This window comes from Streptomyces sp. NTD91 (genome assembly GCF_059510455.1).
The window spans coordinates 140,222-162,525 of the sequence record NZ_JCAJZW010000015.1; the positions used below are offsets into that span (position 1 = coordinate 140,222).

General features: G+C 73.6%; 16 protein-coding genes and 3 pseudogenes. 12 read left to right on the forward strand and 7 right to left on the reverse strand.

The features are described from left to right. Positions 1-132: 132 nt before the first annotated feature. Positions 133-948 (reverse strand): SAM-dependent methyltransferase, encoded by an 816-nt coding sequence (locus AC5WRT_RS18120; RefSeq protein WP_496094486.1) that lies wholly within the window; start codon positions 946-948, stop codon positions 133-135. Between the two features lie 52 nt (positions 949-1,000). Next, complete coding sequence (locus AC5WRT_RS18125) at positions 1,001-1,876, reverse strand: Sco1979 family transcriptional regulator (RefSeq protein ID WP_496094487.1); 876 nt, start codon at positions 1,874-1,876, stop codon at positions 1,001-1,003. Positions 1,877-2,508: 632 nt separating this feature from the next. Between AC5WRT_RS18125 and AC5WRT_RS18130 the strand changes: the two genes are divergently transcribed. The 3 genes from AC5WRT_RS18130 (at position 2,509) to AC5WRT_RS18140 (ending at position 5,228) form a co-directional block, all read left to right on the forward strand. Continuing rightward, entirely contained in the window at positions 2,509-3,297 is a 789-nt protein-coding gene (locus tag AC5WRT_RS18130; protein ID WP_496094488.1) for an ATP-binding protein, read from the forward strand. Positions 3,298-3,728: 431 nt separating this feature from the next. Beyond that, positions 3,729-4,394 carry a GNAT family N-acetyltransferase gene (locus AC5WRT_RS18135; RefSeq protein ID WP_496094489.1) on the forward strand — a complete coding sequence of 222 codons (666 nt, stop codon included), beginning with the start codon at positions 3,729-3,731 and terminating at the stop codon, positions 4,392-4,394. Between the two features lie 36 nt (positions 4,395-4,430). Next, a complete protein-coding gene (locus AC5WRT_RS18140; RefSeq protein WP_496094490.1) occupies positions 4,431-5,228 on the forward strand; it encodes an SAM-dependent methyltransferase in 798 nt (265 codons plus the stop codon). A 319-nt stretch (positions 5,229-5,547) separates the two neighbouring features. On the opposite strand, the gene AC5WRT_RS18145 is transcribed toward AC5WRT_RS18140, so the two are convergent. After that, on the reverse strand, positions 5,548-6,006 hold the full coding sequence (locus AC5WRT_RS18145; protein WP_496094491.1) for a flavodoxin family protein: 459 nt from the start codon (positions 6,004-6,006) through the stop codon (positions 5,548-5,550). Between the two features lie 155 nt (positions 6,007-6,161). Here AC5WRT_RS18145 and AC5WRT_RS18150 point away from each other — a divergent pair, with 155 nt between their 5' ends. Continuing rightward, a complete protein-coding gene (locus tag AC5WRT_RS18150; protein ID WP_496100400.1) occupies positions 6,162-7,028 on the forward strand; it encodes a lipoprotein in 867 nt (288 codons plus the stop codon). A gap of 4 nt (positions 7,029-7,032) precedes the next feature. Here the strand turns inward: AC5WRT_RS18150 and AC5WRT_RS18155 are convergent. Further along, positions 7,033-7,531, reverse strand: a pseudogene (locus AC5WRT_RS18155) (DUF1996 domain-containing protein); the annotation flags it as partial. Between the two features lie 412 nt (positions 7,532-7,943). On the opposite strand from AC5WRT_RS18155, the gene AC5WRT_RS18160 reads away from it, so the two are divergent. Then, on the forward strand, positions 7,944-9,737 hold the full coding sequence (locus tag AC5WRT_RS18160) for an NlpC/P60 family protein (RefSeq protein ID WP_496100396.1): 1,794 nt from the start codon (positions 7,944-7,946) through the stop codon (positions 9,735-9,737). 193 nt (positions 9,738-9,930) lie between these two features. Here AC5WRT_RS18160 and AC5WRT_RS18165 read toward each other — a convergent pair. Then, positions 9,931-10,254 (reverse strand): annotated as a pseudogene (locus tag AC5WRT_RS18165) (NAD-dependent epimerase/dehydratase family protein); the annotation flags it as partial. 160 nt (positions 10,255-10,414) lie between these two features. On the opposite strand from AC5WRT_RS18165, the gene AC5WRT_RS18170 reads away from it, so the two are divergent. From AC5WRT_RS18170 to AC5WRT_RS18190, 5 genes and pseudogenes are all read left to right on the forward strand, one after another. Beyond that, on the forward strand, positions 10,415-11,779 hold the full coding sequence (locus tag AC5WRT_RS18170; protein ID WP_496094493.1) for an FAD-dependent oxidoreductase: 1,365 nt from the start codon (positions 10,415-10,417) through the stop codon (positions 11,777-11,779). Between the two features lie 499 nt (positions 11,780-12,278). Next, the gene (locus AC5WRT_RS18175; protein WP_496100397.1) at positions 12,279-13,529 is read left to right on the forward strand and encodes a hypothetical protein; all 1,251 of its coding nucleotides are present in this window, start codon (positions 12,279-12,281) and stop codon (positions 13,527-13,529) included. A gap of 5 nt (positions 13,530-13,534) precedes the next feature. Continuing rightward, the gene (locus AC5WRT_RS18180; RefSeq protein WP_496094495.1) at positions 13,535-13,822 is read left to right on the forward strand and encodes a DUF1232 domain-containing protein; all 288 of its coding nucleotides are present in this window, start codon (positions 13,535-13,537) and stop codon (positions 13,820-13,822) included. A gap of 49 nt (positions 13,823-13,871) precedes the next feature. Beyond that, positions 13,872-14,593: pseudogene (locus AC5WRT_RS18185) on the forward strand (2-phosphosulfolactate phosphatase). Between the two features lie 351 nt (positions 14,594-14,944). Continuing rightward, the gene (locus tag AC5WRT_RS18190; protein ID WP_496094497.1) at positions 14,945-17,683 is read left to right on the forward strand and encodes a SpoIIE family protein phosphatase; all 2,739 of its coding nucleotides are present in this window, start codon (positions 14,945-14,947) and stop codon (positions 17,681-17,683) included. Positions 17,684-18,200: 517 nt separating this feature from the next. Here the strand turns inward: AC5WRT_RS18190 and AC5WRT_RS18195 are convergent. Both AC5WRT_RS18195 and AC5WRT_RS18200 read right to left on the reverse strand, forming a co-directional pair. Beyond that, positions 18,201-18,431: a hypothetical protein gene (locus AC5WRT_RS18195; protein ID WP_393856423.1), complete on the reverse strand. Its 231-nt coding sequence runs from the start codon at positions 18,429-18,431 to the stop codon at positions 18,201-18,203. A 91-nt stretch (positions 18,432-18,522) separates the two neighbouring features. Then, positions 18,523-20,364 (reverse strand): glycoside hydrolase family 15 protein, encoded by a 1,842-nt coding sequence (locus AC5WRT_RS18200; RefSeq protein ID WP_496094498.1) that lies wholly within the window; start codon positions 20,362-20,364, stop codon positions 18,523-18,525. A 153-nt stretch (positions 20,365-20,517) separates the two neighbouring features. On the opposite strand from AC5WRT_RS18200, the gene AC5WRT_RS18205 reads away from it, so the two are divergent. Both AC5WRT_RS18205 and sthA read left to right on the forward strand, forming a co-directional pair. Next, positions 20,518-20,724 carry a hypothetical protein gene (locus AC5WRT_RS18205; protein WP_496094499.1) on the forward strand — a complete coding sequence of 69 codons (207 nt, stop codon included), beginning with the start codon at positions 20,518-20,520 and terminating at the stop codon, positions 20,722-20,724. Between the two features lie 199 nt (positions 20,725-20,923). Next, positions 20,924-22,304: Si-specific NAD(P)(+) transhydrogenase (gene sthA, locus AC5WRT_RS18210; RefSeq protein WP_496100401.1), on the forward strand; the 1,381-nt coding region annotated here is incomplete at its 3' end.

Here is a 22,304-nt window from a genome sequence, read left to right on the forward strand (position 1 = left end):
AGGCTCACGCTAGCGGCCGGAGCGCCGTCCGTCCCGCCGCGCGAAGGGACAGGGGCCGGGGTCCGGGAGGTGGGTCGGACCCCGGCCCCTGGTCTGGCGGGACCGTCGGTCGGCCGTGCGGGGGAGGAGCGGTCAGGGCTTGCGGGCCACCGCGCCGTACATCGCGATGTCCTCGTCGCGGATGTCCGCCTCACCGGTGCCGTCGGGGTGCCACTTGTGCACCTGGACGATGCCCGGCTCGACCAGTTGCAGCCCCTCGAAGAACTCGTGGGCCTCCTCCAGGGTGCGCAGCCGCATCGGCATGTTGCGGGCCGCGTACTCGCGGGCGACCCGGCCCACCTCCTCGGGCGCGAACTCCGCGGTGCCGATGGACATCGCCAGATGGCTGCCCGAGGGCAGCGGTTCCAGCAACCGGCGGACGACGCCGACCGCGTCGTCCTCGTCCAGCATGAAGTGGACGATCGCGATGACGGTGAGGGCGACGGGCCGGCTCAGGTCGAGGGTCTCGCGCAGTTCGGGGGCGTCGAGGATGGCCGCCGGGTCGCGGAAGTCGGCCTCCAGGTACGACGTCCGGCCCTCGGGCGCGCTGGACAGCAGGCCCTGGGAGAGGGTGAGGACGATCGGGTCGTTGTCGACGTAGACGACCCGTGACTCGGGGGCCACGGCCTGCGCGATCTCGTGCAGGTTGGGCGAGGTCGGGATGCCCGTGCCGATGTCGAGGAACTGGCGCATGCCCGCTTCCTCGGCGAGCCGGCGCACGGCACGGTTCATCCAGTCGCGGTTGGCCCGCATGTGGACCGGGAGCGCGGGCCACTCGCGGGCCATGGCGTCGCCCGCCTCCTTGTCGGCGGGGTAGTAGTCCTTGCCGCCGAGGATGTAGTCGTAGATGCGGGCGGAGTGGGCGTTCTCGGTGTCGATGCGATCGGCCGGCCATCCGTTGTCGGGCAACGCCGTGTCTCCCATTCGGGTCGGGGCGGGGGCTTGCGTACGAACTGGTGTGTCACAGCTCCTCGCGGATCGCGCCGAGCAGGGCCTCGGTCCTCCGCGCGGGCGCGGCCTGGGCGCCGAGCCGGTCCAGCGCCTCCCGGTAGACCACGACGTCGTCGGTCTTGTCGAGGTAGACGGCCCCGACCAGGCCGCTGAGGTACACGACGTCGGGCAGTTCGCGGGCCCGGAACCGGAAGAGGTGGCAGGCGCCCGCCCGCAGCGCCGGATGCGGGCCGTTGGCGAACGGCATGATCTGCACGGTCACATGGGCCAGCCGGTTCACCTCGATCAGGTGGTCGATCTGCGCCCGCATCACCGCCGGACCCCCGACCGGCCAGCGCAGTACGGTCTCGTCCATCACCACCCACAGCCGGGGCGGCGCCTGGCGGGTCAGCAGTTCCTGGCGGCGCAGCCGCAGCGCGACCCGGCGTTCGGTGGCCTCGACGGAGGCGTGCGGGCTGTCCGCCCCGAGCAGGGCACGGGCGTAGTCCTCGGTCTGCAGCAGGCCGTGCACGAACTGGTTCTCGTACGCGCGGATCTGCGACGCGGCCTGCTCCAGGCTGAGATAGGCGGCGAACCAGTCGGGCATCACATCGCGGTAGATGTGCCACCAGCCGCGCTTGTTGGCCTCGCGCACGGACTTCAGGAACGTGTCGATCTCGTCCTGGTCGGTGACACCGTAGACCTGGAGCAGTTTCTCGGCGTCCGCGAGCCTGAGCCGGGCCACCTTGGCCGCCTCCATGCGGCGGATGGTGGAGTGGCTGACCCCGATGGCGGCGCCCGCCTCGGCATGGCCGAGACCGGCCCGGGTGCGCAGCTCCTCCAGCTGCCGGCCGAGGATCATGCGCAGCACGGAGGGGGCGCCACCCCAGTCGGTCTCCGCGGTCACGGCCCACACCCCCCTCGGCAGGTCACAGGACACGATCGCACACGATCGCTTCCGCGGCCCCTTCGATCACATTCCGGTCCGGAGCAGCATGCACTTCGCAGTCTGAAAATTTCAACTTGCCGGTTGCGGACCGTTCTTGACGGGTGCCACAGTGGACGGACTGCTCCGGTCGACCCAAGGAGCAGGCGATGCGGCCGGGTTGGGGGAGACCGGGCCGCACCACGGCCTCGTCGGGAGGCGGTGCGTCGTCTGCTGCGCGAGCGGCCGGTCCGACACCGGACACCCCCCACGCGAGGCCGGACGAAAGGCGCACGGCGATGGCTCCGCCCTCCCTCCCCCGCCCCCTGCCCCACCCGACCGAGAGCCGCGGCCCCGCCCAACCCGTCCCGGTCTCCGGCCCGTTACGCCTGCCGGCGGCGCCGCGCCCGCACCGGCCCGCGGACGACCCGCCGGCCCCCCTGGACTGCGCACCGCGCGAACACACGGTCCGTCCCTGCGATGGCAAGGACACCGTCGACCGACCGCGGCCACCCGCGGACGTCCCGATCCGGTCGGGCCGGGTTCCGCAGGCCGTGGTCCGGCCGGTCGGTGATCAACGCGGCGCGTCTCGGTCAGGCCGGGTTCAGGACACCGTGCTCCGCTCGGACCGGGATCCCGGCGACGCGGACCGGCCGCACGACGCCGACGACGAGGCAGGTCCACGACGCCGTTCGGTGGACACCGCGGACGGACCGCACGGGGGCGCGGACACCGTGGACGAACCCTGGTGCGCGCAGACTCCGGACCGGACGCACCAGTACGCGGGCCCGGCGGACCGGCGGCACGGGTGCGCGGACACCACGGACGCACCGGAGCGGGCCGAGCACGGCACCGAGGACATGCCGGGCCCCGGCCCGGACGTCGTGCGGCAACCGCATCGGCCGCCGGTCCCCGCCGGTGTCCTGAGACCGCCCGGAGGCGAACGCGTCGGCCGACTCGCCGGTCGTGTGGGCGCCGACCGGCTCGGCTCCGGATCCCTGCCGCGCCGCTCCGCCGCCGCGTTCGACCTGCCGGCCCGCCCGGCGGCCGTCGGCACCGCCCGCCGGATCGTCCAGGACCTGCTGACCGCATGGGGCGTGCCGCGGGATGTCCAGGACGACGCGGTTCTGGTGATCTCCGAGCTGGTCACGAACGCCCTCGTGCACACGGCCGGTGTGCGGATCGCCTGCAGGCTGCGCGGCACGGCGGACCGGATACGCGTCGAGGTCGAGGACCAGGAAGGCGGCCAGGTGCCACCGGCGGTGCACTGCCCCGGCCCCGACGACCAGCACGGGCGCGGACTGTTCCTCGTCGACGCGCTCAGCCGCGACTGGGGCGTGACCCCGGCGGCCGGCCGGCCCGGCCGGGTCGTCTGGGCGGAACTGCCGTCCGGCCACGGCTGACATCGTTCCCCCACCCCCGGACCGTCCCCCAGTAGTCCGAAGGATTCCCATGCGGCACAGCATCCCCACCTCCGCCCCCACCCCGTGCGCCGACCCCTCCTGGACCCGCACCCGTCCCAAGCCCGGCTCCCAGGGGCAGAACGGCTGACCCGCGGCCACCGGCCCGCTCGCCGGACGCCACCGACGGGTTCCCCAGGGGCCCCCGACACGGGCGCTGCTGCGACGACGCACCGGAACGGGCGCGACGGGGCGACCCCCGGCCCCGCCCCCACCACTTCCCCCGCCTCCGGCCGAAAACGCCCCTCACCGCACCCCGGCCCGCCCCCCGGCCCGGGTAGATTCACCGCCGGTGCGGGTCGTCCGCATCCGGCAGGGCCCCGGGTTCGTACGAATCCGTGGCCGCCGTGCGTCCGTCGCGTCGGGGGGTGTGCATGGGCTGGTCGGTGATCCGCCGGAGGCGGGCCGCCCCGGCCGCGCTTCCCGTGCCCGGGCGGTGCGGTCCCGAGACCGGCCGGCATGTCCTGGCCACCGAGCGGCTGTTGCTGTTCACGCCCCGGACCCGGCTGGACGTGGCGGCGGCGCTGGCCGCCTGTGCCGACGCCGAGGCGCAGCGCTGGCTGGGTACCCGGGCGGACGAGGTCCTGCCCGACCCCGGCGTCCGCACGGCGCTGCTCGCCTGGCGTCCGGCCGGGGACGACGGGCGCCGGGTGCCCAGGACGCTGGCCGGGCCGTATGTGCCCCGCCCGGACGATCCCCTGCTGCTCGTGGGTGTCCGCAGATCGGACCTCGGCTATGCGGGCGCCCTCGAACTGGAGCCCCGGACGGGCGAGATGGGTGGCTGGCTGGCGCCGGCCTGCCGCGGCCAGGGCCTGGGCGCCGAGCTGTTCCGCGCGGGCGCCGCCCTCGCGCACGCCCATGCCGGGCTGGGCACGGTACGGGCCGGCGCCGAGCCCGGGAACACCGCGAGCCGGCGTGCCCTGGCCCGGGCCGGCTTCGTGCCGGTCGAGGGGCCGCCCCGGCACACCCTGCCCGACGGCCGTGTGGTCGAGACCGTCTGGCACCGGCACGACAGCGCGGCCGCCTCCCGCTGCCGCTGACCCCCCACCCGCTCGCCCCCTCCTTGGAGAGCCGACGTGACAGACACCGGATTCAGCCCGGAACGCATCGACACCGGCAAGCCGCACTCCGCGCGGATGTACGACTGGTTCCTGGACGGCAAGGACCACTACACCGTCGACGCCGAGGCCGCGAGCAAGGTGCTGGAGCTGTTCCCGGACGTCAAGGACACGGCCTGGGCGAACCGCGAGTTCATGCAGCGGGCCGCCCGCTTCGTCGCCCGCGAGGGCGTCGACCAGTTCCTGGACGTGGGCACCGGAATCCCGACCGAGCCGAACCTCCATCAGATCGCGCAGCAGGTCACGCCGAGCGCCCGGGTGGTGTACGCCGACAACGACCCGATCGTTCTGCGGCACGCCGAAGCCCTCCTCCACAGCACGCCCGAGGGCCGTACCGCCTATCTGCACGCCGATGTCCGCGAGCCGGAGCGGATCGTCACGTACGCGCGCGAGCATCTGGACCTCGGCCGGCCCGTGGGACTGTCGCTGATCGCGCTGCTGCCGTTCGTCACCGACGAGGAGGATCCGTACGGTGTCGTGCGCACCCTGATGGAGCCGTTGCCGTCCGGCAGTTGGCTGATGCTCTCGCATGTCGGCGCCGAGTTCGACCCGGACGTCTGGGAGCGCATCGCGGCCGTGTACCGCTCCGGTGGCACACGGGTCCGGGCGCGCTCGCACGCCGAGGTGCTCCGGTTCTTCGCCGGCCTGGAGCTGTGCGAGCCGGGTGTCGTACCGGCGACGCGGTGGCGCCCCGAGCCGTGGATGCGGGTCCGCCGGGAGCAGCCGGTGTACGTCGGAGTGGCTCGCAAGCCCTGAAGGCGCGGGCTCTTGCGCGGTCGGCAGGCTGTCGGACGGCGTGCCGGCGGCTCGGTCCACGGCACGCGTGGCGCGGGCCGCCATGCGTGACCGTCCGCTCGCGTCCGGCGCTCCCTCGTCCGACGACGTACGACGCCCTGACAGGGTCCGGCCGCGTCCGGCAGGGCCGCGACACCGCCCCCTCGTCGGCCGGGGACACCGGGCCCGCACCTTCAGCCATCACCGGGGCCCGGCCAGGCGGGATGCCGACCCGGCCCTGCCCTGCGAACGGCGGGCCGGGAGGTCGTGCAGCCGGACGGGCGCGTCGCCGTTCTCGCGTTCACGCGCCGGGCATCAGCCCCGCCGCGATCGTGGCCCCGAGTTCCCAGCAGGCCTCGGTGTCGGCCTTGCCGGGCTGGCCGGTGACGGTCACCGCGTCGGCCGCGCGACGCCAGCCGAGGCCGGTGGTGACGGCCTCGACGGCGCGGACGGCGCCGGTGACGTCGTTGCCGCCGTGGACGTAGTAGCCGAACGGCCGGCCCCGGGTCTCGTCCAGGCAGGGGTAGTAGACCTGGTCGAAGAAGTGCTTCAGGGCGCCCGACATGTATCCCAGGTTCGCCGGTGTGCCGAGCAGATAGCCGTCGGCCTCCAGGACGTCGGAGACGGTCGCGGACAGGGCCGCCCGGCGGACGACGCGGACGCCCTCGATCTGCGGGGTGGTGGCGCCCGAGACGACGGCCTCGAACAGCGCCTGGCAGTTGGGCGAAGGGGTGTGGTGGACGATCAGCAAGGTAGGCACACCCGCACCCTGCCGCGCCACCGCCGCACCCTGCAAACGGCGGGCGTGGCGGGCGGTGCGGCAGTGGGCACCGGAGAACGGGAGGGGATGGCAGTGACCAGCGCGGATGCACTCGCCTCCGGTCCCCGCCCGCCGTGGCTGCCGGCCGGCTACTGGTGCCGGCCCGCGACCGGCTCCGACGCGGAGGCGATCCACGGCCTGGTGGCCGCGTACGAGCGGGCGCTGCACGGCCGCGTCACGACCGGCGCCGACCGGATCGACGCCGAGCTGACCCTGCCCGGTCTGCGGCCGGAACACGACACACTGCTCGTGTACGACGGCGGCGGCAATCCGGCCGGCTACGGCTGGGTGAGGGGGCGGCGCGCCCGGGTCCATGTGCACCCCGGTCACCTTGGCCATGGCCTCGGCGGCACTCGGCGGGGCGCGAGGGGGACGACGACTCGAAGGACGAGTCCGGCGCTTCTCCGGCCGGCAGGACGGGCAACGGGGCGGCCAGGGGGGCGGCGAGCGGCGGTTCGGTCGGCGCGGCCGGTTCGGACTGCGAACTGCCCGTCCGCTTCGACGTGGCGGAACGCTGGAAGATCAAGGCGATCGGCGCCGGTGCGGAGCTGTCGAAGGCGCCGAAGGACTCCGGCGACGACCCGAGCGCGGCGCTCGCCGACTCCTTCTGGCCAAGAAGACGCTCGGGGGCCGGGGCGGGTGAGGACGTCGGCGCCGGGCGTGCGGGTTCGGTGGACCGGTCCGGCCGGGCGGTGCGGTCCGGCGCGGTGCCGTGGTTCTGCTGGGGGCGGTGGTGCCGCCCGCTCGTGCCGAGGGGCGTGGCCGTGCGGTCGGGTGCGGTGGTCGCGTCGGTCCTCGGGAGCCGGGAAGCCGACGGCGCCGGGCCCGAGGTGGCGGAGGCGGTGGGCTGCACCGTCGCACCGTCGCCCGGGGCGGCCGTCGTACCGGAGCCGGAACCCGCGCGGGAGGTGCCGTCGCGGCCGGGTCGTCACCGCCGGGGCCGCAGACGCGGCCGGAGTTGATTCAGTCGACCATGTGGCGCATCAGATCCTCGTCGAAGACGTTGACGAAGTCGCCGTGGTCGGTGACGGGCTTGTGCAGTTGCTCGGGGAAGGAGTCGACGGCGAGGAGCGGGACCGTCCGCCCCCCGTCCTGCAGGCTGGGCGCCGGGACGTCGTGGACGAGGCGCTGCACGAGCCGCGAAATGACTCGGAAGCCGGCCGGGCAGGTGCCGTCGGGGGCGGTGAAGGCCACATGGGTGCGGTGGTTGGCGCTGTCGATGTTGCGGCCGTCCCAGCAGCTCTGGAAACGGCAAGGTGCGCACCACGTCGCTGCCCGGCGGGCACAGCGGGTACTTGTCCTTCAGCTGCCGGTTCTCGTAACCGGTGCAGCTCCAGGACGCGTTGGCGTTGCCGGGCCCGTTGACGAACGCCTTGGCGTCGCCGGAGATGATGCGCAGGAAGCGGGGCATGGGGGTGACCTTGTCGCGCGGGTTGCCCACGAAGGTCAGGGTGACCTGCTCGGGCGACGTTCGCCGCGACGAGTCCGCCTCCGCCCAGCATCAGGGCGACCGCTGCGCAGGTCGCACGTCGGGGGCGGGTCGGGCGTCTGCGCTTGTTCCGTGCCAAGGTCGCCCCCTGTGTGATTGTTGCGCCGGTGCGCCGAGCGGGCATGGAGCTCCCCGGGCTCGTACGGGGGCCGCGCCGAAGTGTTCAACGGAATCGCGAACTCATCGGCACTTCACAGGAAAGGACGGGTCTCACCCTTTCCCCTTCGAACACCGTCGCGAACATCACAAAAAGGTATCGGACATTCCGCATCTCAACCTTCACACGAGGCACACACGTTGGCTAGGTTGACGCGAGGCCGCCCGGCACGTGAGGGACCGGACGCAACGGCCCAACCGCCTTGTGGGGCAAGGAAGGAGCGTGTCCTCCATGGTGCCGGAGAGTCGCGACGAGGTTCCAGGACGGGACGAGGTCCGGCAGCGGATCGACTCCCTCTACGACCGGGCCGAGAACGCGACCGGGAACTACAACGCGACCCGGGCGACGGCCTCCGTGACGCGCTCGCGGGGTGTTCCGCTCGCCGAGCGGCCGGGGCGGCGGCCGGATCGCGCCCTCGACGAGGTAGCCCGGCAGTGGTTCGACGCGGCCCGCGCCAAGCTCGGCCCGACCGTCCCCGCCGTCCTCCCGGCGGACCGGCTCCCCGACGCCCCTGCGGCCGAGCGGCGCGGCCGAAGCCGGTGGGGCGGCGGCCCACCGGACGCCCTGGGCCCGACCGCGCGCCGCACCGGGGCCCTGGAGCGGGCCGCCGACCGCGCGGTGGCCGAGCTGACGGCCGGCCGGGCCACGGATCCGGAGAGCCTCGCCCTCGCCGCCCGCGAGAGCGCCCGGGCGGCGCTTCCCGGCCCGCGGCGCCCCGAACTCCCGGCACCGGGGGGTGAGTCGTCCGGCCCGAGTGGAGAGGGCCGAGGTGCCGGGGGCGTCGCGGACATGACGCCGCCCGGCCCGGCAGCCCTGACGGCTCCGGGCATCGGGTCGATACCGGTCGCCCTCGGTCCGGTCCAGCCGGCCGGGCTCGGCCCGATGCCGCCGGCAGGCCCGGGTACGGCGGCACCGGCGGCCCTGCATACGGCACTTCCGGCCGGGCCGGGTGCGACCGGAGCGGCCGGCCCCGGTCCTGCCGAGACGGCCGTCCTCCCGGTGACCGCCTTGTCCTACGCCCAGGGGACCCCGCTCCAGGAACCGAGGCCGCTGCCCGGCGTCGCCCGGCCGGGCCGCGTCTCCCCCGGCACGTCCAAGGCCGACAACCAGCGCAGGCTCGCCGCCGCGAGCGACGTGCTCTCCCGGTACACCGCCCGGCTGACCACGCCGGCCGCTGCCGCTCACACCGCGTTCGTCACGGCCGCCGCGGGCGCGTCACCGGTGCCGGTGACGGACGTACCGCCGACATCGGTCACGGCCCCACCGCACCTGCCCTTCGCGGCCGCAGAGTCGGCCCCCGTCACCGCCGCGGCCCCACCACCGGCGCCGGTCACTTCGGTGTTCCCCGCACCGGTCATGGCCCCGCCGACCGCGCCCTCCACGGCCGTGCCGCCGCTCCCCGCGACCCCCGGCCCCGGCCCCGCCGCAGCCTTCGCCGCGTCGACGCCGACGCCCGTCGCGACCCCGGCGGTGTCGCCCGTGGCCCCGGCGCCCCCCACGTCCGCGCAGCCCGCCCCGACCCCAGCGGCCGTGCAGTGGCAGGAGCCGCAGTGGACGGCACCGGGTCCGGTGACGATCGCGGCGCCGGTGCCCGGCACCCCGTCGGACACCGCGGCTTCCGTCACCGGCACCGGGTCCCTCCGCCCCGTCGCCGAGTCGCCCCGGGCCGGGCGGGCCGCCAGGGCCATCGCGTTCGCCCGGGCGCAGATCGGGAAGCCGTGTGTGTGGGGTGCGACGGGGCCGGACTCGTACGACTGCTCCAGCCTCACCCAGGCCGCCTGGAGGGCCGCCGGGGTCCAGCTGCCACGGGCCGCGTACCAGCAGGCGCTCGCCGGCGCCCCGGTCACCCTGGACGGGATCGAACCCGGTGACCTGGTCCTCTTCTTCGACGACGACCGGCATGTGGGCCTCCACGTCGGCGGCGGCATGATGGTGCACGCGCCGGGCCCGGGGGCGTCGATACGCGAGGAGTCGATCTACGGCGCCGGGGAGTCTGCGATCCACCGGATCGTGCGGCCCGCCTGAGCACCGGGCGGGTCAGCCGCGCCGCCGGTGGGGGCGCCGGCTCTCGTAGTGGTCGAGCAGGGTCTCCTCCGGCGGGCGGTAGGGTCACGCCCAGTTCGCGGACGCTGCGGCTGTTGTCGATGCGGAAGCGGATGCCCAGGTGCGCGCGGACGTGGTCCTGCGGGTCCACGACGTCCCGCCGGCCGTCCCCGATCTGCTCCGGCATCAGGAACGGCTGGGCCACATGGAAGACGACCGAGCAGCCGCGGAACGCCGCGTCGAAGGCGCCGGCCTTCAGCAGGTCCGCCTCGAACAGCTCGAGCTGCCCGGGGAAGGCCTCCTGCAGCTCCCACAGCGGCCGGACCTTCGGCGCGTCGGCCCTGTGGCGTACGGTGGCGTGGACCCGGTGACCACGCTCCAGCAGGCGTCCCACCAGATGGCTGCCCACGAATCCGCTGCCGCCGGTCACCGCCACCGCCGTCCCCGCGTCCACGCCCGCCCCTCTCACGCCAGGAGAGGACAGGGTCGCGCATCGCACCGCTCCGGCGGAACACGCCGGGCAGGACCATAAGGCAGGTCTGGGTTAGTCATAAGATCCACTTATGAGGTCATAGACCCGACCCGCATACCGACTTAGGTCTGCCTCAGCTTAGGCTTCCCGATCAGAGTCGCCCATCAGACGCGAAGGGAACCTGATCATGCCGCGCCCCCTGCGGGTAGCCATCGTCGGAGCCGGTCCCGCCGGGATCTACGCCGCCGACGCCCTGCTCAAGTCCGAGGTGGCCGCCGAACCCGGCGTGTCCATCGACCTCTTCGAGCGGATGCCCGCCCCGTTCGGTCTGATCCGGTACGGCGTCGCCCCCGACCACCCGCGCATCAAGGGCATCGTCACCGCCCTGCACCAGGTGCTCGACAAGCCGCAGATCCGGCTCTTCGGCAACGTCGCCTATCCGACCGACATCAGCCTGGACGACCTGCGCGCCTTCTACGACGCGGTGATCTTCTCCACCGGCGCTACGGCCGACCGTGAGCTGCCGATCCCGGGCATCGACCTGGACGGCTCCTACGGCGCCGCCGACTTCGTCTCCTGGTACGACGGCCACCCGGACGTGCCACGCACCTGGCCGCTGGAGGCCGAGAAGGTCGCCGTGCTCGGCGTCGGCAACGTCGCGCTCGACGTGGCCCGCATCCTCGCCAAGACCGCGGACGAGCTGCTGCCGACCGAGATCCCGCCGAACGTCCACGACGGCCTGAAGGCCAACAAGGCCGTGGAGATCCACGTCTTCGGCCGGCGCGGCCCCGCCCAGGCGAAGTTCAGCCCGATGGAACTGCGCGAGCTGGACCACTCGCCGAACATCGAGGTCATCGTCGACCCCGAGGACATCGACTACGACGAGGGCTCGATCGAGACCCGGCGCGGCAACAAGCAGGCCGACATGGTCGCCAAGACGCTGGAGAACTGGGCGATCCGCGACGTCGGCAACCGGCCGCACAAGCTGTTCCTGCACTTCTTCGAGTCACCGGTGGAGATCCTCGGCGAGGACGGCAAGGTCGTCGGCCTGCGCACCGAGCGCACCGCGCTGGACGGCAGCGGCAACGTCAAGGGCACCGGCGAGTTCAAGGACTGGGACGTCACGGCCGTCTACCGCGCGGTCGGCTACCTCTCCGAGAAGCTGCCCAAGCTGCCCTGGGACATGGAGTCGGGCACGGTCCCGGACGCGGGCGGCCGGGTCGTCGAGGAGGGCGGCTCCCCTCTGCAGTCCACCTATGTCACCGGCTGGATCCGGCGCGGTCCCGTCGGCCTGATCGGCCACACCAAGGGCGACGCCAACGAGACCGTCGCCAACCTGCTGGACGACTACGCGAACGGCCGGCTGCACACCCCGGCCTCGCCCGAGCCGGAGGCCGTGGACGCCTTCCTCGCCGAGCGCGAGGTCCGCTTCACCACCTGGGAGGGCTGGTACAAGCTGGACGCCGCCGAGCGCGCCCTGGGCGAGCCGCAGGGCCGCGAGCGCGTGAAGATCGTCGAGCGCGAGGACATGCTGCGCGAGAGCGGGGCGTGAATCCCTCACATCGAGGGCGATGAGGGGGCCGGCGCCGCTGCGCCGGCCCTCCGCGCACGACCGGGGCCCCGACCCCGGTTCACCGGAAAACCCCGATGAGCCCCGGGAAGGCCTGGTTAGGGTCCAGCGGTGTTCTCCCTCCGTGACCCCTCTTCTTCGCGGGCACACGCGTGCGCCGGCCCGGGGCACGCCCGGCCAGGAAGTACGGCAACGGGGGCGAACGGGGTCCGCCCCTGAGCGGATGGACGGGCGGGCCCCGTTCGCCGGACCATTCTGGGGGCCGTACAGGGGCGCGACCACGTGTGAACGGCGCCCGCCCGACGCGTGCCGCGCGCGCCCCGGGTGCACGGAACGTCCCGTGCGCGAGGGCGCACGAGCGGGGTGACGCGCCGCCCGTGCGCGAGGGGGCGCGACGCGCCGCCTCCGGGGCCGGGCGACGCGACCGCCCACCGAACGGTGATACTGGAAGGCGCATCCGCCCCCATCAGCAGATTGGCTCATGTCGAACTCCACCACCGACCGCGCCACCGTCCCCCAGACCCTCTGGGCGGCCCGCGGCCGCCACACCGGTCCCGAACCCGAGGAGGTCGTCCGGCGCACCCTGCACCGGCACAGGGAGGGCGGCGACATCGACGACTTCGCCGAGCCCCCCGTCCCGGAGGAGGCACAGCGGCGGATCTTCGAGGCCCGCTGGCGGGTCGCCGGCACGGTCACCGTACGGGCCCGGCTCACCCTCGTGACGCCGGAGGGCCGGCAGCACGGGCACGAGTGGCGGCTCGTCGCAGAGGCGGAGCGCCCGTGGGACGAGACCTGGCCCTCGCCTGCGACGCTCTTCTGGCCCGAGGGCGCGGCGGGCGAGGACGGCTCCTGGGACCAGCACGCCACGGTCGCCGGGCTGCGCCTCCGGCAGGTCAACGCCCTTCCCGCGGACGACAAGGAGATGCGGCGCAGACTGCGGGACGCGGCCCGTGAGGCCTGGTGCGTCAACATCGTCGTGCACGAGGCGATGACCCCGGACGAGCAGGGCAGACTGCCGCTGGCCCGGCTGCTGCCGCCCGGCCTGAGGCACCGCGTGGTGGAGCACCGGGCCGCGCCGCACCAGTTCCGCGCCGTCAACTGGGCGCTCAAGGACCTCGGCGTCGAGGTCCCGCGCGGCGGCGCGGTGCTGCTGCCCCCGGACCCGGCCCCGGCGGGCTACGAAAGCAGCGAGCACACCGTCCGCAGCGTCTTCCTGGACGGCTCCGAACCCGCCGAGCTCCTCGCGGCCCTGCGGCACCACGTCGCGCTGCCCCGGCCGATGCCCGGGGCGGTCGAGCAGGCACTGACCGACCTGCGGGAGAACTGGACCCTGACGACGCTCCAGGAAGAGCTCCAGCGGGAACGGCAGCTGGTCGCCCGGTACGCCGAGGCGCTGGAGGCCATGACGAGATCCCGTGACCTGTACAAGGAGGCGGCCGAGCAGGCACTGGAGGCCCTCGCGGCCTACCGCGACGTCCCGCCGGCCGCCCTGCCGCAGCAGCGGCCCGCGGCCCGGACCCCGGGTGCGCTGCAGCAGCTGACCCGCACGTTCGAGCGGCTGAAGTTCACGGCCAAGGGCCGGCGGCAGCAGGCGCCCGCCCCGCAGGACAGGGCAGACAGCCCGGCGAACAACACACCGGACACGCCTGACACGCCGCAGCCGGACGGGCCCGCCCCGGCGAGCGGCGGGACGCGGGCCGCGGACGGCGACGGCATGGACCGGGCGTCGTAGCCGTCATGAACGCCACGAGCACCCTGCTGGTGACCGGCGCCGTCGTGGCGGCGGTCCTGCTCGCCGTCGCCCTCGCCCTGCTGGTACGGCTGGTGCGCACCCGGCGCACGCTGCGGCGGGCCGGGCTGCCGACGGGTCCGCGCTGGGTGTTCTGGGGCGCGGTCGCCTATCTGCTGCTCCCCACCGACCTCTTGCCCGACCCCGTCTACCTGGACGACATCGCCGTCCTGCTGCTCGCGCTGCGCAGCCTTCGCGCCGCCCGTCAGCTGCCGCCGGGGCCCACCGAGTCCTGAAACGGCCCAGCGAATCCTGAACGCCCGGCACAGGCCCCACCATGGAGCGATGCAGACAGAGTTCACCGGTATCCCCGTCACGCCGACGACCCCGGACGTGGCCGTGGTCATCGACGTCATGCGCGCGTTCACCGTGGCCGCCTGGGCGTTCCGGCGCGGCGCCGAACGCATCGTGTTCGCCGGTACCCAGCAGGAAGCCCTGGAGTTGAAGGCCCGATACCCCGAGACTGGCTCGCCTTCCAGGACGGCGAGCCGGTGCCCGGGTTCGATCTCGCCAACTCGCCCGCCCGGCTGCGGTCGCTGGACGTGCGGGGCCGGACGGTCGTGCAGAAGACCACCGCCGGGACCACCGGCGCGCTCGCCGTGGCGGAGGCCGGGCTGCTGCTGTGCGCGAGTTTCGTGGTGGCCGGCGCGACCGCCTCGGTGCTGCGCCGGGCCCGGCCGGAGTCGGTGACGTTCGTGGTCACCGGGGACGGCGGCCGGGCCGAGGAGGATCGCGCCTGCGCCGAGTACATCGCGGCGCGCGTCCACGCCGCCCGCACCGACCCCGCCCCCTACCTCGCGCGGGCCCGCCGCTCCGACGCCGCCGGCCGGCTCGCCGACGGCGTGCGGCGCGGCTGGGCCGGTGTCCATCCCGAGGACGTGACGATGTGCCTGGAGGCGGACACCTTCCCGTTCGCCATGGTGGCCGCCCGCGCGGACGGCCACCTGGTGCTGCGCCCGGTGGACACCGCCGGCACGACACCGCACCGTACGGACCCGGCTGTCTGAGGCCGGCCCGCCGCGTCCGCGCCGTCGCGAGGGGCCACGTCGGCAGGGCCCTCGGGAAGCGGGCGGGCGCGGTCATCGACGAGGGCATGACCGCGCTGCGGCCGGCCCTGTCCAGGGCCGGTGCCGCTTCCGACCCCGGCGCGGCGGGCGGCCGCCGCGCCGGGGTCGCCGACCGGCTCACGGTCGGCGCCCGGCGACGCCACGGAGCGCCCCGACGACGTCGCGCCGCTGCTCACCGCGCGCCGCTCGACCCCGGTACGCTGCCGCTGACCGCGCCCCGCGCTCCGATCGGCGCAGTCACCTCGGGCGGCGGTCTCGCCGCAGCGGGCCGATCAGTGTAGACATGGGCTCATGGTGCGACTGCCCGGCCGGAATGACACACGGCCGCCCCGTTCCCTCGGGCCCCCGCGCGCATCGCAGAGCGCACCGCTGCGGGACTCGGACGGGGGCGGCGGCAGGCCCGGTGTGCTGCGGTCTGTGGTGACCGGGCGCAGTGTCGCCGGACAGGTGTTCATCCTCCAAGTGGTGATTGTGCTGCTGCTGATCGTCGCGGCGGTGGTGGCACAGGTGCTGCAGGTCCGCCACGACAGTGACCTGCAGGCACAGAGCCGTTCGCTCTCGGTCGCTCAGGCGTTCGCGAACGCGCCCGGCACGGTCGCCGCGCTGCGCTCCCCGGATCCCACCGCCGTGCTGCAGCCGCGCGCGGAGGCGGCCCGCAAGGCGACCGGCGTCGACTTCGTCGTCGTGATGAACACCCAGGGCATCCGCTACACACACCCGAAACCGAACCGGATCGGCAAGAAGTTCGTCGGCACCATCGGCCCCGCGTTGGCCGGGGGCACGGTCACCGAGCACGTCAACGGCACGATCGGCCCGCTGGTGCAGGTCGTGGTGCCGGTGAAGGACGCCTCGGGCAAGGTGGTGGGCCTGGTGTCGGCCGGGATCACCACGGCGCACGTGGGCGGGGCCGCCGAGCAGACGCTGCCCCTGCTGCTCGCGGCGGCAGCGGCGGCGCTGGCGCTGGCCACCGGGGGCACGGCCCTGGTCAGCAGACGGCTGTTGCGCCAGACGCACGGTCTCGGGCCGTACGAGATGACCCGGATGTACGAGCACCACGACGCGGTGCTGCACGCGGTTCGCGAGGGTGTGCTGATCGTCGGCGGCGACGGCCGACTGCTGCTCGCCAACGACGAGGCGCACCGGCTGCTGGACCTGCCGGAGGACGCCGAGCGGCGCAGTGTGCTGGAGCTGGGTCTTGACGACGAGACGGCCGCGCTGCTGGCCTCGGGCCGGGTGGCCACCGACGAGGTGCACCTGGTGAAGGACCGGCTGCTGGCGATCAACCAGCGTCCCACCGACGTGCGCGGCGGCCCGGCCGGCAGTGTCACCACGCTGCGCGACTCCACCGAACTGCGCGCCCTGTCCGGCCGCGCGGAGGTGGCGCGCGAGCGGCTGAACATCCTGTACGACGCGGGGGTGGGCATCGGCACCAGCCTGAACGTGGCCCGTACCGCCGAGGAGCTGGCCGAGCTGGCCGTACCGCGGTTCGCCGACTTCGCCACCGTGGACCTGTTCGACGCGGTCCTGCGGGGCGAGGAGCCCAAGCCGGGCACCGCGCTGTGCCGCACCGCCTGCGCGGGCATCCGCAAGGACTCCCCGCTGTACCCGGTCGGCGAGCGGATCCGGTTCGTGGCCACCTCGCCGCAGGCCCGCAGTCTGATCACCGGCCAGTCGGTCCTCGAGCCGGTCCTGCGCGAGGCGCCCGGCTGGCGCGCACAGCATCCGGAGCGCACCACCGAGGTCCTGGCGTACGGCATCCACTCCCTGATCACGGTGCCGCTGCGGGCGGGCAATCTCGTGCTGGGCCTGGCGAACTTCTGGCGTGCGGAGAAGCCCCCGCCGTTCGACGCCGAGGACCTGGCGCTCGCCGAGGAACTGGTCGCGCGGGCGGCGGTGTCCATCGACAACGCCCGTCGGTACACGCGCGAGCACAGCATGGCGGTCACCCTGCAGCGCAGTCTGCTGCCGCGTTCGCTGCCCGAGCAGCGGGCACTGGAGATCGCCTACCGCTATCTGCCGGCGCAGGCCGGGGTGGGCGGCGACTGGTTCGACGTCCTGCCGCTGTCCGGTGCGCGGGTGGCGCTGGTGGTGGGGGACGTGGTGGGGCACGGGCTGCACGCGGCGGCCACCATGGGTCGGCTGCGCACGGCGGTGCACAACTTCTCCGCGCTGGACCTGCCGCCCGACGAACTCCTCGGGCTGCTGGACGAGTTGGTGGGCCGGATCGACCAGGACGAGACCGGCGCCGACGGCTCGGCGGCGATCACCGGCGCGACCTGCCTGTACGCGGTGTACGACCCGGTCTCACGGTGCTGCAGCCTGGCCCGGGCCGGCCATCCGCCGCCCGCGCTGGTGCATCCCGACGGCCGGGTGGAGTTCCCTGACCTTCCGGCGGGGCCGCCGCTGGGTCTGGGCGGGCTGCCGTTCGAGACGGCCGAACTGGAGCTGGCGGAGGGCAGCCGGCTGGTGCTGTACACCGACGGGCTGGTGGAGGACCGCGAACGGGACATCGACGTGGGGCTGGAGCTGCTGAGCGACGCGCTGCGCGGCACCGCGGGCGCCTCGCCGGAGGACACCTGCCGCGCGGTGCTCGACCGGCTGCCGGCCAGGCCGAGCGACGACGTCGCGCTGATCGTCGCCCGGACCCGGGAGCTGGGCACCGACCGGGTCGCCGAGTGGCAGGTGCCGTCGGATCCGGCGGCGGTGTCCCAGGTGCGGTCCGCGGTGACCCGGCAGCTCGCCGACTGGGGACTGGAGGATCTGGTCTTCACGACCGAGTTGGTCCTGAGCGAGCTGGTCACCAACGCCATCCGCCACGGGCGCGGCCCCATCGGGGTACGACTGCTGCGCGACCGCACGCTGATCTGCGAGGTCGCCGACCGCAGCACCACCTCGCCGCATCTGCGGTACGCGGCGACCACCGACGAGGGCGGCCGGGGTCTGTTCCTGGTGGCGCAGCTCACCGAGCGCTGGGGCACCCGCTACACCCCCGACGGCAAGGTCATCTGGGCGGAGCAGCCCCTGCTGTAGACGCGTGCGCATCAGCTGTCCGGGGCCTCGCCGGCGGGGGCCCGGCTCCCGGCGGGGGCCCGGCTCCCGGGACGACGGTGTCCGCTCCCCGCCGACAGGGGTGCCGGAGGACACCGACGTCGCGACGACCACCGCAGCGCCCGGCACCGGAGACGACGAGGCAACCGGACGAAGGAGCCACCGGCCGACGGCAGCCCCCACACCGACCCCCCACCGGCCGACCCACCCCACCCCGAACGACGGCGTCGAATCCTCACCGACGGGACGGCGGTCGCCGGCGGCTGTGGGGAGCCCGACGGGCGGGGGGCGGGCGGCGCCGTGCGGCTGGTTCTCCGGACCCGGGGGTCGCCGCTGCGGGTGGGCGGTGGCCGGCTTCGCGGGCACGACGAGGCCCGGTGGACGGCGGTGCGCCGGTCGCCGCGCTCGGGCAGGCTGTGAGGGGCGCCTGCCGCGCGCGACCGAGCGCGGGTGCGGTCCACCGGGCCCGTTGCCGCTACGTCCGAACGGCGGTCGGCGGTCAGCTCAGGCGCGAGCGCAACAACTCCTTGCCCATTTCGGCGCCCTTGCGGCTGTCGGCCTGGGCCTTGCGGAACAGTTCCATGACCTCGTCGTCGTGCTCGCGCTCGGCGTCCTGGATGTACGTCTCCAGGCGAAGGGCGTTGTCCAAGCACGACTCGACGTACCAGATCAGGTCGTAGTTCTTGTCGCGGGTGCCCGTGACCCCGCCGGTCTCGCTGGTGCTGGTCATCCGGGGTCTCCTCCTTCTGTCGACCCTGCCTCGTTCTCCTTGCGGAGACTCCCGGGTACCCGTGCGACCTGGAGGCACACCGCCCGGCGGCTCAACCGAGGGCTCGGTCGAGGTTGAAGGCGGCGCTGATCAGGGCCAGATGTGTGAACGCCTGCGGGAAGTTGCCCTGTTGCTCGCCGGTACGGCCGATCTCCTCGGCGTACAGGCCGAGGTGGTTGGCGTAGGTGAGCATCTTCTCGAAGGCCAGCCGGGCCTCGTCGAGCCGACCGGCCCGGACCAGGGCCTCGACGTACCAGAAGGAGCAGATGGAGAAGGTGCCCTCGTCGCCGCGCAGCCCGTCGGGGCTGCTCTGCGGGTCGTAGCGGTAGACGAGGGAGTCGGAGACCAGGTCCTCGGTGAGGGCGTCCAGGGTGGACAGCCACTTGGGGTCGGTGGGCGCGATGAACTTGGCGAGCGGCATCATCAGCAAGGATGCGTCCAGCACCTCGCCGCCCTCGTACTGCACGAAGGCACCGCGCCGCTCGGACCGGCCGCGGTCCATGATCCGCCGGTAGATCGTGTCGCGGGCCTGTCCCCAGCGAAGCAGGTCGGCGGGCAGTCCGCGGCGGCGGGCCAGGCGCATGGCCCGCTCGATCGCGACCCAGCACATCAGCCGCGAGTACGTGAAGTTCTTGCGGCCGCCGCGGGTCTCCCACACGCCCTCGTCGGGCTGGTCCCAGTGCGCGCAGACCCAGTCGACCAGGTGGCACACGTCGTCCCACTGGGCGCTGGAGATCGGCTCCGCCCATTTGTCGTAGAGGTAGATCGAGTCGATCAGGGCGCCGTAGATGTCCAGCTGGAGCTGGCCGGCGGCCGCGTTGCCGACCCGGACGGGGGCGGAGCCCAGATGGCCCTGCAGGTGCGGCAGCGCCCGCTCGGGCAGGTCGGGGCGCCCGTCGATGCCGTACATGATCTGCAGCGGCGCGCGGCCTTCAGTGGTGTCGCAGGGGCTGACGTGCGTGGTCAGGAAGCGCATGAAGGCCGCGGCCTCGCCGGAGAAACCGAGCCGCAGCAGTGCGTAGACGGCGAAGGCGGCGTCCCGCACCCATACGTAGCGGTAGTCCCAGTTGCGTTCCCCGCCGATCTGCTCGGGCAGGCTGGTCGTGGGGGCGGCGACGATGGCGCCGGTCGGGGCATAGGTGAGCAGTTTCAAGGTGAGGGCGGAGCGGTGCACCATCTCGCGCCAGCGGCCCCGGTAGCGGGACTGGTGCAGCCAGCGCCGCCAGTAGGCGACGGTGGCGTTGAACGCGTGCTCGGCCTCGGCGAGGGCACAGCCGCGGGGAGCCACCTCGCCGCCGACCCGGTCGAGGGCGAACACGGCCGTCTCGCCCTCGGTGAGCTTGAAGTCGGCGCGCGCGTCGGTGTCGTCGCACTCCAGGTCGACCGTGGAGGTCAGCGACAGCGCCTCGCGGGCGGACTCGAAGACGACGGTGCCGCCCAGGCTGCGCAGGGTGTGCGGATCAGCGCCGTAGCCGAACCGCGGGGCGACCAGCGCCCGGAACGGAACGGTGCCGCGGACGCAGACCACGCGCCGGATCAGCCGGTGCCGGCCCGCCTCGCCCTCGCTGTCGGAGGTCACCGGCATGAAGTCCTGCACCTCGCCCACGCCGTCCTCGGTGAAGAACCGGGTGATCAGGACATTGGTGTCGGGGAAGTAGAACTGCTTGGTGCGCGCGGGCACGGTGGCGGACAACTCGAAGCAGCCGCCGCGGTCGGCGTCGAGGATGGCCGCGAAGACGCTGGGCGCGTCGAAGGACGGACAGCAGTACCAGTCGATGGTGCCGTTCGAGCCGACCAGGGCCACGGTGCGCAGATCCCCGATGAGCCCGTGCTCGGCGATCGGCAGACAGCGAGGCCGGGGGCGGGCGCCTTCGGCAAGCGGGGTCTCGGCCATGTGCGGCCTCCCGGTGAGCGGTGCGAGATGTTTTCCAGCTTAGGAGCGAGTGGTCTCCGGTGGCGTGGGAAGGCGCTGCGGGGAATGGTGAGAGTGTGCCCCATTCGGCGGCACCGGCGCGGATGCGGTCATCCGGACCGAGGAGGAGGCATCATGTCGACCATCAAGCCCGAGGATTCCCGGTCGTCCGACGACCACTGCACCCCGGACGCCCTGCTCCACTCGGCTCCTTCCAGGGACATCACCCCGGAGGACCTGGTGATGGCGGCGGGCAGGGACGTCACCCCGAAGAACCTCGAGTGGGCCCGCCGCAAGATGGAGAAGGAGGGCCCGACAGCCATCGAGAGGCTGATGCCGTAGGGCGGTCCGGGGAGCAGCAAGAGAACGGGGGTTCATGCCGGACGGTGAACGGAACGTCACTCGTCGTCACCGAGGGCGACCGCTTGCCCGGCACCGGCGGCAACGGCTTGCCCTCCTGGGGTTTTCGGCGGCGGCGATCCCTTCCGGAGCGGGCCGGAGGGCTGACAGACTCCCGAGGGTGCCCGACTTCGACTTCGACATGCTCGTCATCGGATCCGGACCCGGTGGTCAGAAGGCCGCCATCGCCGCGGCCAAGCTGGGCCGCCGGGTCGCCGTCGTCGACCGTCCCGACATGCTCGGCGGGGTGTCCCTGCACACCGGGACCATCCCCTCCAAGACCCTGCGCGAGGCGGTGCTGTATCTGACCGGCCTCACCCAGCGCGATCTGTACGGGCAGAGCTACCGCCTGAAGGACGACATCACCGTCGCCGATCTGACCGCGCGCACCCGGCACGTGGTCGGCCGCGAGGTCGATGTCGTACGCAACCAGCTCGCCCGCAACCAGGTGACCGTGTACTGCGGCACGGCCCGTTTCGCCGACCCGCACACCGTCGTGCTGTCCGAACTCCCCGGCCGGGAACGACTGGTGAGCGCCGGGCACATCGTCATCGCCACCGGCACCCGGCCGGCCCGCCCGGACACGGTCGAGTTCGACGGCCGGACCATCATGGACTCCGACAACGTGCTCACGCTGGAGCGGGTGCCGCGGTCCATGGTGATCGTGGGAGCCGGCGTGATCGGCATGGAGTACGCCTCCATGTTCGCGGCGCTGGGCAGCAAGGTGACCGTCGTGGAGAAGCGTCCCGGGATGCTGGACATGTGCGACGTGGAGATCGTGGAGTCGCTCAAGTACCACCTGCGGGACCTCGCCGTCACCTTCCGGTTCGGCGAGACCGTGGCCGCCGTCGAACGCCATCCTCGAGGCACGCTGACCGTGCTGGAGAGCGGCAAGAAGATTCCCGCCGACACCGTGATGTACTCGGCGGGTCGGCAGGGCCTCACCGACGAACTCGACTTGTCCAGGGCGGGGTTGACGGCCGACGCGCGGGGCCGGATCACGGTGGACGGGAACTACCGCACCGAGGTGCCGCACATCTACGCCGTCGGCGACGTCATCGGCTTCCCGGCGCTCGCGGCGACCTCGATGGAGCAGGGCCGGGCGGCCGCGTACCACGCGTGCGGGGAGCCGGCGGGGCGAATGCACCATCTGCAGCCGATCGGCATCTACACCATCCCGGAGATCAGCTTCGTCGGGCGGACGGAGGACCGGCTGACCGAGGACCGGGTGCCGTTCGAGGTGGGCCTGGCCCGGTACCGGGAGCTGGCCCGGGGACAGATCGTCGGCGACTCGCACGGCATGCTGAAGCTGCTGGTCTCCCCGGTGGACCGCACGCTGCTCGGGGTGCACTGCTTCGGCTCCGGCGCCACGGAGCTGATCCACATCGGGCAGTCGGTGATGGGGTGCGGGGGCACGGTGGACTATCTGGTCGACGCGGTGTTCAACTACCCGACGCTGGCCGAGTCGTACAAGGTCGCGGCGCTCGACGCGACCAATCGTCTCCGGCAGATCGACCGCTTGG

Excerpts from the sequence above, each read along its gene's own strand:
- AC5WRT_RS18170 (WP_496094493.1), top strand. The coding sequence starts at position 10,415 with ATGCCGCGCCCCCTGCGGGTAGCCATCGTCGGAGCCGGTCCCGCCGGG.
- AC5WRT_RS18135 (WP_496094489.1), top strand. The coding sequence starts at position 3,729 with ATGGGCTGGTCGGTGATCCGCCGGAGGCGGGCCGCCCCGGCCGCGCTT.
- AC5WRT_RS18200 (WP_496094498.1), bottom strand. The coding sequence starts at position 20,364 with ATGGCCGAGACCCCGCTTGCCGAAGGCGCCCGCCCCCGGCCTCGCTGT.
- AC5WRT_RS18190 (WP_496094497.1), top strand. The coding sequence starts at position 14,945 with ATGGTGCGACTGCCCGGCCGGAATGACACACGGCCGCCCCGTTCCCTC.
- AC5WRT_RS18160 (WP_496100396.1), top strand. The coding sequence starts at position 7,944 with ATGGTGCCGGAGAGTCGCGACGAGGTTCCAGGACGGGACGAGGTCCGG.
- AC5WRT_RS18180 (WP_496094495.1), top strand. The coding sequence starts at position 13,535 with ATGAACGCCACGAGCACCCTGCTGGTGACCGGCGCCGTCGTGGCGGCG.
- AC5WRT_RS18205 (WP_496094499.1), top strand. The coding sequence starts at position 20,518 with ATGTCGACCATCAAGCCCGAGGATTCCCGGTCGTCCGACGACCACTGC.
- AC5WRT_RS18175 (WP_496100397.1), top strand. The coding sequence starts at position 12,279 with ATGTCGAACTCCACCACCGACCGCGCCACCGTCCCCCAGACCCTCTGG.
- AC5WRT_RS18195 (WP_393856423.1), bottom strand. The coding sequence starts at position 18,431 with ATGACCAGCACCAGCGAGACCGGCGGGGTCACGGGCACCCGCGACAAG.